The following is a 12,402-nucleotide window of genomic DNA, read 5'->3' on the forward strand; positions in this document are numbered from 1 at the left end:
CTGCCGCAATTCGGAGTTCGCGATAATTACTCAGAATGCTGCACGTAAAGAACCACAAACCATAAACTACAAACTGCCTTTTGATAATACATCATTCACCGTTCTCCAAATTCCTAATGGGTTATTGTTCTTCAATTCTTCCGGCAGTAAGCTATCCGGCCAGTTTTGATAAGCTAAAGGGCGGGCAAATCGTTTAATACCATCGGCCCCAACCGAAGTAAATCGTGAATCGGTTGTGGCAGGGAACGGGCCGCCATGATGCATGCTTAAACATACTTCCACACCAGTGGGTACACCGTTCACTATAAAGCGGCCGCAAATATCCTTTACAGCTTCAACCAGTTCATCATTATTCAAAATATCATTATCGGTAGCCATTAACGTAGCAGTCAGTTGCCCTTCGAGGTGGCGCACCGCTTCAAGCAATTCATTTTTATCTTTGCAGCGAATAACTATTGAATAAGGGCCAAACACTTCCTGGTGTAAAACGGGGTTGCTGAGAAATGCTTCACCGCTTGCCGATGCAATGGTTGGCACGCCCTGATTTTCGGCAGGCTGTGCATCACTTATGGCAACGGTATCTACTTTTTGTTGTGATAATGCGCGGGCCCTGTTCTCGGCATAGTTCTTTGCAATGCCGGGGTGCAACATGGTGCCGGGTGTTACTGCTTTTATTTCGTTACCAAGTGTATTTATGAATTGCTGCAGATCGTCGCCTTCAATGCCAAAGATCAAACCCGGATTGGTACAGAATTGTCCAACCCCCAATGTAATAGAACCGGCATATTGTTTTGCAACCTCAACAGCCGATTGCTTTAGCTTTTCGGGGAACAGGAACACGGGGTTCACACTGCCCATTTCTGAAAATACAGGTATGGGTTCTTTACGCTGATTAGCCCAGTCGAACAAGGCTTTACCGCCTAAGTAAGAACCGGTAAAGCCAACTGCTTTTGTATAGGGGTGTGTAACCAGGGCCTTCCCTACTTCCTGTGAAGCGCCATGCACGTGGGCAAAAACACCATTGGGAAGTTTGCATATTGCAGCGGCCTTTAAAATGGCCTGGGCTACTATTTCTGATGTTTGGGCGTGGGCAGGATGTGCCTTTACAATAACAGGGCAGCCGGCAGCAAGGGCACAGGCCGTGTCGCCACCTGCTGTTGAATAAGCAAATGGAAAATTACTGGCGCCAAATACTACTACGGGGCCCAGGGGCACCAGCATTTTGCGTATATCGGGTTTGGGTGGCGTTTTTGACGTGTTTGCCGTATCGATGCGGGCTTCCAGCCATTCACCACGCTCGCAGGCATCGGCGTAACTGGTTAGCTGAAACATGGTGCGGGCGCGTTCATTACGTAAACGTGCTTCGGGCAAATTGGTTTCCCGCATAGCGGTTTGTATCAGTTCATCGCCTGCATTTTCGAGCTCTGCGGCAATGGTGCGCATGAATTGTGCCCTTTCTTTTAACGAACATTTGCGGTATTGATGAAACGCCTTCCAGGCTGTTTGTAAAACCTGATCTATTTCGTGTGAAGATGCATCTTTAAACATAGTACAATGTATTTACCGTTGTAGTGGGTTACAAAGGTATTATACATTCCTTTAACCAATATACCTGTGTGAAATAATGAAGATAATATGATAAATATGGTTAACTACTACGCTGTTACCCAGAACCTAACAGGAAAGAAAGAGCTGATCTTTCTTTCGCTGTTAAGAACTCCGGGTGTGCTGTTGCCAGCATAAATAATCAGAACCTAAACCCTTTGTAAGGGTTGCTACTAATGAACTGTACAAAGCGTTTTAACCTAACTCCAAATTTACCGGGTAAAAAACTTATTCCAACATTTTCAATAAGTATTTATTATATTTTTTTGTTAATGGTATGTCACATTTATTTAATTAATTAGGAGTGCAAACGATTATTAGCAGGTATTAAAAAAGAAAAAAGCCCCGACGGTTGCCGTCGGGGCCAGTGTGGATAATATTCAGTATAATTTTGTCGCACTACCTCATTATCCACTAAATGCCGGAAGATCTGTTCTCACAAACCATTCCAGATTTACCATTGCCCTCACATTGAGCTTTTATAGAAAAACCGCCGACTGAGATCAAGTTTGGATCAAGTATGACAAAGCATCTTGCATATCATTATTACTGCTTTATTTCATAATGATAACAATGCGAAGGTATTGCTTATTAAAAGCGATAACAATACAACTTTGTGGTAATTCGGTTACTGTTGCGGGTTTACATTACAGGTATTCAATGTAGCGAAAAGTAAAAACGCTGCCCGATATTTACGAGCAGCGTTTACACATATAGATTATCTCTTAAATTATTCTACTATTTCGCCTTCCAAATCGTAATCATAAGCCTTGGTGATCTTTACATTTACAAATTCACCAATGGGCAGTTTTTTAGTGGTGTTTATGATCACTTCATTATCTACTTCCACACTATCAAACTCGGTACGGCCCAAATAGCGGCCCGATTCTTTTTTATCAACAAGCGTTTTAAACGTTTTGCCAACCAGCTCCTGGTTCTTTTCAAAGCTTATCTCCTGCTGTACTTCCATTATTTCCTGCGCTCTTGCCTCTTTCTCTTCATGCTCAATATTGTCTTCAAGGTCATGGGCCGATGTGCCTTCTTCGTGCGAATAGGTAAAGATGCCCACACGCTCAAAACGGTGATGTTGCAGGAACGATTTTAACGACTCTACATCGTCTCTTGTTTCGCCGGGGAAACCGGCAATAAGTGTAGTACGTAATGCAATGCCAGGCACTTTTTCCCTGATGGCGGCAATGAGCTCATTCATTTCCGACTGGGTTATCTGGCGCTTCATAGCCTTCAGCATATTATCGCTGGCATGTTGCAACGGCATATCGAGATAATTACAAATATTATCCCGGTCGCGCATTACATCCAGTATATCAAGCGGGAATTTAGAAGGGTAAGCATAGTGCAGGCGGATCCATTCCAAACCCTTTACATCGGCCAGGCGGTTCAAGAGGTCGCCGAGCATCCGTTTTTTATAAATATCCAGGCCGTAATAGGTTAGCTCCTGGGCAATAAGCATCACTTCTTTCACCCCTTTTTTTACCAGGCCCTCCGCTTCTTTCACCAGGTCTTCAATTGACCGGCTTACGTGCTGGCCACGCATCAACGGAATGGCGCAAAACGAACAGGTGCGGTTACAGCCTTCAGATATTTTGAGGTAGGCATAATGGCGCGGCGTTGCCAGTAAGCGTTCACCAATCAGTTCCGCCTTGTAATCGGCCTCAAACTGTTTCAGGATCAGCGGCAGCTCCATGGTACCGAAATAGGCGTCTACTTCGGGGATCTCTGTTTCCAGATTGTTCTTATAACGTTCGCTCAGGCAGCCCGTAACATATACCTTATCCAGCTGACCGCGACGTTTGCGTTCAACCTGCGCCAGAATAGTATTTACCGACTCTTCCTTGGCTTTATCAATAAAACCGCAGGTATTTACGATAACTATATTATGGTCCGACTTTTTATTTTCATGTACCACGTCAATATCATTGGCCATTAACTGACCGCTCAATACTTCACTGTCAACCATGTTCTTGCTGCAGCCGAGGGTAATGATATTTACCTTGTCCTTTTTATGTGATCTTACTTTCATATAAGGGCGCAAAGGTACTTAATAAAAAAGAACCAAATCCCAAATTCCAAAACCCAAATAAGAACCAAATAACAAATCCCACATCTCCAAAAAATCAAAATTTCAAATTTCAATACTTAATAGATTTTACAACTGTGATTTACCGGTTGGAATTTCCTTAAAATTTAAAATTTGTGTCATATTCTTTGGTTCTTGTGATTTGAGATTTGAGATTTCAATGCGTAACCAAATGCCAAAACCACCGTTTATACCAGAAAAGTTGACTGAAAACTAAGTATTTGTACTATGTTTCTCAAAAATTAAGGAATTGGCACAGTTTTTTAAACCCCGATGATGACCAAACAAAGGTATATATGAAAAGATTTGTTGCTCTACTAGCTTTAGTAGCCCTGTTAACCGCGAACCGTGCCGATGCCCAGTCAATGGGATCGAGCTATAAAACCGCCATCGGCGCCAAATTCTGGCCTGGCGCTTTAACCATCAAACACTTTATTCGTAGCGACCGGGCATTGGAAGGCATTGCTTATTTCTGGAACCATGGGTTCCGTTTTACCGGTTTATATGAATTTCATGGAGATATTAATGGCGCTCCGGGCTTGAAATGGTATGTTGGCCCCGGTGCTCACATTGGGGTATACAATGATCATTATTGGCGTCATGACGATCACTATGAAGACGGAGCGGCATCATTTGGCATCGATGGCGTTCTGGGTCTCGATTACAAGTTCAAAGGCGCACCCATTGCCGTGAGCCTTGATATCAATCCCTATTTTGAATTGCTGCATCACCCATATGCCGATATATGGGGAGGCTTAGGGTTTAAGTTTACCTTCTAATTGATTTGATAAATTTCTTCAAGAAAATGCCCCGCTCGAGGCTTGCCGAGAGCGGGGCATTTTGTATTTAATTATCACATTAGCAAATTATCATATTAGCTAATTGGCATTTAATTTCCTAGTTTAAATAAACTGTCAACAAACTCATGTTTGTCAAATACCAGCAGGTCTTCCATCTTCTCACCCACCCCAATAAACTTAACCGGTATTTTAAACTGGTTGGCTATGGCCAGCACCACCCCGCCTTTTGCAGTACCATCGAGTTTGGTAATGGCCAGGGCCGATACATCGGTTGTGGCGGTAAAATGTTTGGCCTGCTCCAGGGCATTTTGTCCGGTTGAACCATCCAGAACCAGCAGCACTTCGTGCGGCGCTTCGGGGATCAATTTTTGAACCACCCGGCGGATCTTGCCTAACTCATCCATAAGGTGGGCCTTGTTGTGTAACCGGCCGGCCGTATCTATAATGATCACTTCGGCGCCTTTGGCCAGTCCGCTTTGAACGGTATCAAAGGCCACGGAGGCAGGGTCGCTACCCATGGCTTGTTTTACAATGGGAACACCTACCCGTTCGCTCCAGATGGTGAGCTGATCAACCGCGGCAGCGCGGAAGGTATCGGCGGCACCCAATAATACCGATTTGCCGGCCTTTTTGAAGTTATAGGCCAGTTTGCCAATGGTAGTTGTTTTACCAACGCCGTTTACGCCCACCACCAGTATTACAAATGGTTTGGCTGGGAGCTGGGTATTGAAATTATAAGAATTATTTTCTGGCGCGTCAACCAAAACGGCCTCAATTTCTTGCTGTAATAACTTATTAAGTTCGTTGGTATTGAGGTATTTATCTTTAGCTACGCGTTGTTCAATACGTTCTATGATCTGAACAGTTGTATCTATACCCACGTCGGCGCTTACCAGTGCGTCTTCGAGGTTATCGAGTACCTCTTCGTCTACTGTACTTTTGCCGGCGATGGCTTTGGTGATCTTTGACAGAAATCCCTCTTTGGTTTTCTGTAATCCCTGATCGAGCGATTCCTTTTCTTTTTTACCAAACAACTTCCCGAAAAAACTCATTTTCCTGATTTTAAGGCTAAGATAAATGTTTTGTAGTCGTTAAACGTCAATATGATAATTGACTCCTTTGTAAACAACTGTTGCAGGTTACAAGTTTCAGGTTACAGGGAAATACATATAGTTTGCTTTTCCATGCAACCTGCACCCGGCATTTTTTTAATGAATACCTGTGAACAGCAAAAAAGCCGTCCCTTGTGAGAACAGCTTCTTCAATATCGGTACTTACGTACTAACCTTATAATATCTTGCAAGAAAATCAATTATTTTCCAGCCATGAAATCTTTCACCTTGTCTTTGTGCACGATATTTTCTTTGAAAGTATATGCACCAGTTTTTTCGCTACGTACGGCGCGAATTACTTTTGTCCAGTTCTTTGCTTCAGCTGCTGCTTTAGCATCTTTGGTTTTCGCGTTCTTTGAAGCTGCTTTTGCCATTGTTGCTTATTTTAAGATCAATCCCGACGGTATCGGGACCGACCAGTAAATTATTTAATTTCTTTGTGAACCGTTACCTTTTTCAGGATTGGGTTGTATTTTTTCAACTCCAGACGCTCAGGAGTATTCTTTTTGTTCTTGTTAGAGATATACCGGCTGGTACCAGGCTGTCCGCTGTTTTTGTGCTCAGTACATTCCAATATAACCTGAACTCGGTTACCTTTCTTTGCCATTGTTTTACGCTTTAAAAAGTTAATTAGATTTTTTCACCCTTAGCACGCAGTTCTTTCACTACGGGCAATAAACCTCTTTTGTTAATAGTACGAATTCCTTCAGTTGATAACTTCAGGGTGATCCATTTATCTTCTTCGGCCAGGTAAAACTTCTTTGTTTGCAAATTCGGTAAAAACCTGCGTTTGGTTTTAATGTTGGAATGTGAAACTTTGTGCCCTGTTACGGGAACTTTACCTGTCACCTGACATACTCTAGCCATGACTCATTAAAATTTAGGACGGCAAAGGTCGGAAAATCTATGGATTTATCAAACTCTCACCAAACTTTTTTTAAGAGTTTTTCAACATCTGTGGATATATACACCTTGGAATTGTGCAAATTAGCCCAGTTTGGCAGGTTATTCACATTTTTGAGGTTCCCGGAAGTTCCCCGGAACGATAAATATACAAACAATTGCATTCTATTAATGCTAAACTGTATTTAGCAATTGCCAGGCTCCCCAAACCGCTTCTTCTACCCTTTTCTTTAGCCATATACCTCCCTTACTTAATGCCAGCTCATAGGCTGAACCATATACTTGTAAGGTACATGCCATATTTCTAGCCATAATAACCCCAGTACATCTCCAACATATCCCGTATCTAATAAAAGAGGGGATATCTAGGAGTTATATACGGAACATATACGGGATATCTACGGAATATCTCTTATTCTCCTATGAAGAATAAGAGGGATTTTCCCGGACTTAAGCCGGAACAAACCCTACGGAAGCATACTTTGAGGAAGAAGAAAGAATTAACCTAAATCTTTATAACAGATTCTGCTCTACCGATTTAATAATTACTTAATTTAATTTTAATTTAGACCGTCTCACCTTTGGCAGAAAGTATTCATACCCAACGGTATGAACATTAGGCCCAGGCATAGAAATTAAATGTATTTCTAAAACCTTTAAATCGGATTCCGGGGGGAATTCTGCCAATACAAACTATGATCACACAGATGAAGCGAAAAACTATAGCACGTGATATAAGCTGGTTATCTTTTAACGGTAGAGTGTTGCAAGAGGCTTCGGACCCCAGTGTGCCCTTGCGCGAAAGGATCAAATTTTTAGGTATTTTCTCCAATAACCTCGATGAATTTTTTCGGGTACGCGTGGCTACGCTTAAACGCATGACCGAAGTGGGCAAAAAGAACATGCACATGGAAGCTGCCCCCGCTAAGATCCTCGACGAAATTCAACAGATCGTTTTGGAACAACAGGCCGAGTTTAATCGTATTTGGGAGGGCGTGCACCGGGAGCTTGAAAAAGAAAAGATCTTTTTGATAACCGAAAAAGCGCTCAATAAAGAACAACAAAAATTTGTACAAACCTTTTTTGAGGAAGAAGTGCGAAGCAATACCATTCCGCTCATGATCGAAAGCATTCCGCAGTTCCCTTATCTGCGCGAAAAATCAATTTACCTGGGTGTGGTGCTGTCGCGCAAAGATGCTACCCTTAAGCGGAAGTATTCTATCATTGAAATTCCAGCCAAGGCAAACGGCCGTTTTATACAACTGCCCTCCCCGCCCGGCGAGCATCATATTATATTACTGGAAGACGTTATCAGGTTCAACCTCAAAAGCATTTACTCCTACTTTGGCTACGATCGCTATGCCAGTTGGGTGTTTAAAGTAACCAAAGACGCCGAAATAGATATTGATAATGACATTTCAACCAGTATCATTCAGAAAATTGAAAAAGGGGTGAAGAACCGCCGGAAGGGTAAGCCCGTTCGCTTTGTGTTTGACAAACAAATGGATGCAGGCCTGCTCGATTACCTCATACGCAAGTTAAACCTGGCGCGTAAAGACAGCCTTATTCCTGGTGGCCGTATCCATAACTTCCGCCATTTTATGGATTTCCCCGATGTATTTGAACGCAAAGGCCATCGCAAAAGGCCATTTATTCATCCCTTATTAAAAAGCGCCCAACGCGTAACCGACATAATACAGCAAACAGATGTGATGCTGAACTTTCCGTATCACTCCTTCCACTCTGTAATTGACCTGCTGCGTGAAGCAGCCATTGATCCCGATGTTACGGTTATTAAAATAACCGCTTACCGGCTGGCAAGTAATTCGAAAGTGGTGAACGCCCTTATAAATGCGGTACGCAATGGCAAACAGGTAACTGTAATGCTCGAGCTGCGCGCCCGCTTTGATGAGGAAGCTAACCTGGAATGGAAAGAAAGGCTGGAGATTGAGGGTGTAAAAGTGTTGATAAGTATACCCGACATGAAAGTGCATGCCAAGTGCTGTCTTATAAAAAAACGGGTAAACAATCATACTATCCATTATGGTTTTATAAGCACAGGCAACCTTAACGAAAAAACATCAACCATTTACGGTGATCATTGTTTGCTCACAGCAGACAGGCATATTATGGCTGATGTGAACCGCATTTTTAATTACCTGGAGAAACCTAAAGATGGAATACATTTTATTAAGGCCTGCAAAACCATTATCCCCTGCCCTACGAGTTTGCGCAAAGAGCTGATAAAACTCATTAATCGCGAAATAAAAAATGCCCGGGAAAAGAAACCCGCCGGTATTCTTTTAAAGATGAATTCGCTTTCGGACGAAGCACTTATTGAAAAATTATACGAAGCGGCACGCGTGGGTGTAGAAATAAAACTCATCATCCGGGGCATCTTCTGTATGTTCACTGAAAATGCCAAATTCGTAAAACCCGTAAAAGCGGTAAGTATAATAGACGAGTATCTTGAACATGCACGGGTGTTTATTTTTCATAATAATGGCGCTGAACGGGTATTTATTTCATCGGCCGACTGGATGGTACGCAATCTCGACCATCGTGTAGAGGCAACTTGTCCTATTTTTGACGAGAATATTAAAAAAGTGTTGAAAAATATCCTGGAAATACAACTGAGTGATAATGTAAAAGCCAGAATTTTGGACAATGAATTGAGTAACCGGTATGTGCGCGACCGGAAACACAAAAAAATACGGTCGCAACTGGAGATATATAATTACTTACATCAAAAAAGTAACCTTATACCCGGAGCACCAATTTCAGTAGTTGCAGACGCTACGGTAATTGGCGAAGCCCCGGCGGTATAAACACACACATGAAACTGGCGGCTATTGATATAGGCAGTAACGCAGCAAGATTGCTGATCTCTGATGTTATTCAGGGGAATAATAAACGCCCGCAATTTCAGAAGATCAACCTGGTGCGGGTGCCTTTGCGCTTAGGCTTCGATGTGTTTGAGAACAATGAAATATCGAAAGAAAAGGAAGAAATGATACTCAATACCATCAAGGCATATAAGCTGTTGATGGATGCTTATGATGTAAAATACTGCAAGGCCGCCGCCACCTCGGCCATGCGCGATGCCTCTAATGCCCACCGTATACTTGACCGGGTAAGAAAAGAAACCGGTATTGGCATTGAAGTAATAACCGGCGATGCCGAGGCTTCATTTATTTACGAGAACCATATTGCTGAGAACCTCGATAAAAATCACACGTATTTATATATAGATGTTGGCGGTGGCAGCACCGAACTCACCTTTTTCGCCAATGGAAGGCTTATTTTTAAACGCTCCTTTAATATTGGCACCATCAGGCTGCTGAAGAACCAGGTTGATGATTATATGTGGGGAGAAATGAAAGACTTTGTAAAGCGCGAAACAAAACCCTACCAGGATATTATAGCTATTGGTTCGGGTGGTAACATAAATAAAGTGTTCTCGCTCTCCAAACGCAAAGAAGGCAAAGCGTTGCCGCTTGAGTTATTAAAAGATTACTACAAAGAACTAAGCAGTTTTTCGGTTGAAGACAGAATTCGTATTTATAAACTGCGCGAAGACCGGGCCGATGTAATTGTACCGGCGCTGTTCATATATATAAATGTTATGCGCTGGGCCAATATTGGTGAAATTTATGTACCTAAAATTGGTTTGGCCGATGGACTTATTCAACATTTGTATGATGAATTAAAATTAGAAGGTAAACTGGTTCTTAGTTCCTGATCCTTTGTTTTTAGTTTTAAGTTTTTAGTTCTTAGTTTACAGTTAAAGAACTAAAAACTAAGAACTTAGAACTACCGGTAAAGTTACAGGATCCATAAATTCTCAAGCTCCCAATTTTTAATTTGTGATTTGTCATTTCATTTTCCTTTAACTTAGCAGCCGCTAACAACTGCGAGGAGCATTATGAATGTGTTTTATTCTAATGCAGAGCCATATTCCCTCCCGCCTTTCTTGCACTAAACTCTCAGTTATGTCGGTACACGTTAACAAAGAAGTAAAAAAAGTAACGACCCATACGTTACAAAGAATGAAGACCGTAGGAGAAAAGATCTCCATGATCACGGCCTATGATTTTTCTTTTGCCCGCTTATTCGATGATGCCGGTATTGATGTAATACTGGTTGGTGATTCTGCATCGAATGTAATGGCTGGTCATGAAACCACCTTGCCAATTACACTCGATCAAATGATCTACCATGCATCTTCGGTTATACGCGGTATTAACCGTTGTTTTGTAGTGGTTGACCTGCCGTTTGGTACTTACCAGGCCAATTCAAAAGAAGCGCTGGCATCTGCCATTCGTATTATGAAAGAAACGGGTGCGCATGCCGTTAAACTGGAAGGAGGCGAAGAAGTACTGGAGTCGGTAAAACGTATTGTGGCGGCCGGCATCCCGGTAATGGGGCACCTGGGTTTAACACCACAATCAATTTACAAATTCGGAACCTATACGGTACGGGCACGCGAAGAAGCCGAAGCCAATAAATTGCGCGCTGATGCCAAATTACTGCAGGAAGCAGGTTGCTTTGGCGTAGTGCTTGAAAAAATACCCGCCATGCTGGCTAAAGAAGTGTCTGAATCGCTGGTAATACCTACCATTGGCATTGGAGCCGGTATGTATTGCGACGGACAGGTATTGGTTATGCACGATATGCTGGGCATTAATACCGAATTTAAGCCACGCTTTTTAAGGCAATACCTCAACCTGCACGAACAGGTTACAGGCGCCATCAGGAATTACATTCATGATGTGAAAGCGAAGGATTTTCCGAACGATAAGGAGCAATATTAAGTTGACGAGTTAACAAGTTAACAAGTTGACGAGTTGACAAGTTATTAAAACCTGCCCTTTGAACAAGGGCAGGTTTTGTTATTTTACTATAATATCAGCATTCAACACCTCATACAACAATAGGTCATCCTGCTTCTTTTTTAATTGTATAAACAGGGTATTGCAATCGGTGGCTGAAGAGGTACTGGCTAATACCTCTATTTTAGGAAAGAAAAGTATTCGCATCAGGCGCTTTTCTTTTTCCAGCCGCATTTTTGCTTTTACCAGATCATCGTTCCCTTCTTTATTTGTTTTTTCAGCAAATACCACGGCGTTCTTTACCTGGTGGTTGTTTGAGCGAAGGTTCAATATTTGACAGGCACACACCTTGGCAGTAGCATTGACTGCATTAATAGAGTCAATTCTTTTAACTGACGCCATAAAACGAGCGGTGGTAAACAGCGATGGCGCATGACGGCCATCATTTGCAAATGAAATATTACTGATCACAATACAGGTGATCAAAAGGAAACAGGTTTGGGTAAAATGTTTCATTGGTACGAAATAATCAAGTTAACAATGTGATTGCGGTTTTTACAGGAACACCGGAACTTGATTAAACCAGGAAGAAACTCCAAATCTCAAATAACAAGATCCAAATAAAAGCCAAAAGACAAATTTCAAATCGCAAATCAGTTAATTGAATTGGAACTGAAGCTTGGTACTATTTGGGTTTTCAGATTTAGAGTTTGGATCTTTTTGGAGCTTGAGATTTGTTATTTGTTGCTTTTGCCTGCCGGGCGCAGGTCTCTCAAAGGATACGTGATGCAAAGAATGCAACTATATCCCGTATTTCATAACGTTTGCGGTAAACTTTTTTATCGATCGTTAAAAAACGGATACTCATCTCGGAGTTTTACGAGTACACTTGCGTATAAGTATATATTATGGCCTTGTTCACTTCATTAAAAAAAGAAGCCCTTTGTAGAAACAAGGGGCTCAAACGATTGCTTGCCATATGAAAGTGCAAATGTAGGTATATTATTATTTCCCAGTATTAACTGAGTGTTAAAAAATGTTAATTATAAGTG

General features: G+C 42.0%; 12 protein-coding genes. 4 read left to right on the top strand and 8 right to left on the bottom strand.

The genetic code is table 11. From position 1 onward, the window contains the following. Positions 1 to 66 precede the first annotated feature (66 nt). A complete protein-coding gene (locus GGD38_RS22000; RefSeq protein WP_375301358.1) occupies positions 67 to 1,548 on the bottom strand; it encodes an aldehyde dehydrogenase (NADP(+)) in 1,482 nt (493 codons plus the stop codon). A gap of 787 nt (positions 1,549 to 2,335) precedes the next feature. Continuing rightward, positions 2,336 to 3,646 (bottom strand): 30S ribosomal protein S12 methylthiotransferase RimO, encoded by a 1,311-nt coding sequence (rimO, locus tag GGD38_RS22005; RefSeq protein ID WP_375301359.1) that lies wholly within the window; start codon positions 3,644 to 3,646, stop codon positions 2,336 to 2,338. A 353-nt stretch (positions 3,647 to 3,999) separates the two neighbouring features. On the opposite strand from rimO, the gene GGD38_RS22010 reads away from it, so the two are divergent. Further along, a complete protein-coding gene (locus GGD38_RS22010) occupies positions 4,000 to 4,482 on the top strand; it encodes a hypothetical protein (RefSeq protein WP_375301360.1) in 483 nt (160 codons plus the stop codon). A gap of 110 nt (positions 4,483 to 4,592) precedes the next feature. Here GGD38_RS22010 and ftsY read toward each other — a convergent pair whose 3' ends face one another. The 5 genes from ftsY to GGD38_RS22035 form a co-directional block, all read right to left on the bottom strand. Then, on the bottom strand, positions 4,593 to 5,555 hold the full coding sequence (ftsY, locus tag GGD38_RS22015) for a signal recognition particle-docking protein FtsY (protein ID WP_375301361.1): 963 nt from the start codon (positions 5,553 to 5,555) through the stop codon (positions 4,593 to 4,595). Positions 5,556 to 5,815: 260 nt separating this feature from the next. After that, the gene (locus tag GGD38_RS22020) at positions 5,816 to 5,989 is read right to left on the bottom strand and encodes a DUF4295 domain-containing protein (RefSeq protein WP_375301362.1); all 174 of its coding nucleotides are present in this window, start codon (positions 5,987 to 5,989) and stop codon (positions 5,816 to 5,818) included. Between the two features lie 50 nt (positions 5,990 to 6,039). Then, complete coding sequence (rpmG, locus tag GGD38_RS22025; protein ID WP_081168648.1) at positions 6,040 to 6,222, bottom strand: 50S ribosomal protein L33; 183 nt, start codon at positions 6,220 to 6,222, stop codon at positions 6,040 to 6,042. Between the two features lie 23 nt (positions 6,223 to 6,245). Continuing rightward, on the bottom strand, positions 6,246 to 6,482 hold the full coding sequence (rpmB, locus tag GGD38_RS22030; protein WP_132562835.1) for a 50S ribosomal protein L28: 237 nt from the start codon (positions 6,480 to 6,482) through the stop codon (positions 6,246 to 6,248). Between the two features lie 210 nt (positions 6,483 to 6,692). Then, positions 6,693 to 6,830 (bottom strand): hypothetical protein, encoded by a 138-nt coding sequence (locus GGD38_RS22035; RefSeq protein ID WP_375301363.1) that lies wholly within the window; start codon positions 6,828 to 6,830, stop codon positions 6,693 to 6,695. Between the two features lie 395 nt (positions 6,831 to 7,225). Here GGD38_RS22035 and ppk1 point away from each other — a divergent pair, with 395 nt between their 5' ends. The 3 genes from ppk1 to panB all read left to right on the top strand — a co-directional run bounded on the left by ppk1 (position 7,226) and on the right by panB (position 11,332). Further along, positions 7,226 to 9,346 carry a polyphosphate kinase 1 gene (gene ppk1, locus GGD38_RS22040; RefSeq protein WP_375301364.1) on the top strand — a complete coding sequence of 707 codons (2,121 nt, stop codon included), beginning with the start codon at positions 7,226 to 7,228 and terminating at the stop codon, positions 9,344 to 9,346. Positions 9,347 to 9,354: 8 nt separating this feature from the next. Then, on the top strand, positions 9,355 to 10,260 hold the full coding sequence (locus GGD38_RS22045) for an exopolyphosphatase (RefSeq protein WP_375301365.1): 906 nt from the start codon (positions 9,355 to 9,357) through the stop codon (positions 10,258 to 10,260). A 250-nt stretch (positions 10,261 to 10,510) separates the two neighbouring features. Further along, positions 10,511 to 11,332: a 3-methyl-2-oxobutanoate hydroxymethyltransferase gene (panB, locus tag GGD38_RS22050; RefSeq protein ID WP_375301366.1), complete on the top strand. Its 822-nt coding sequence runs from the start codon at positions 10,511 to 10,513 to the stop codon at positions 11,330 to 11,332. A 78-nt stretch (positions 11,333 to 11,410) separates the two neighbouring features. Here the strand turns inward: panB and GGD38_RS22055 are convergent, their stop codons facing one another. Then, complete coding sequence (locus GGD38_RS22055) at positions 11,411 to 11,866, bottom strand: hypothetical protein (RefSeq protein ID WP_375301367.1); 456 nt, start codon at positions 11,864 to 11,866, stop codon at positions 11,411 to 11,413. Positions 11,867 to 12,402 lie beyond the last annotated feature (536 nt).

It is taken from the genome of Niastella sp. OAS944, assembly GCA_024809215.1.
Classification (GTDB): Bacteria; Bacteroidota; Bacteroidia; order Chitinophagales; family Chitinophagaceae; genus Niastella.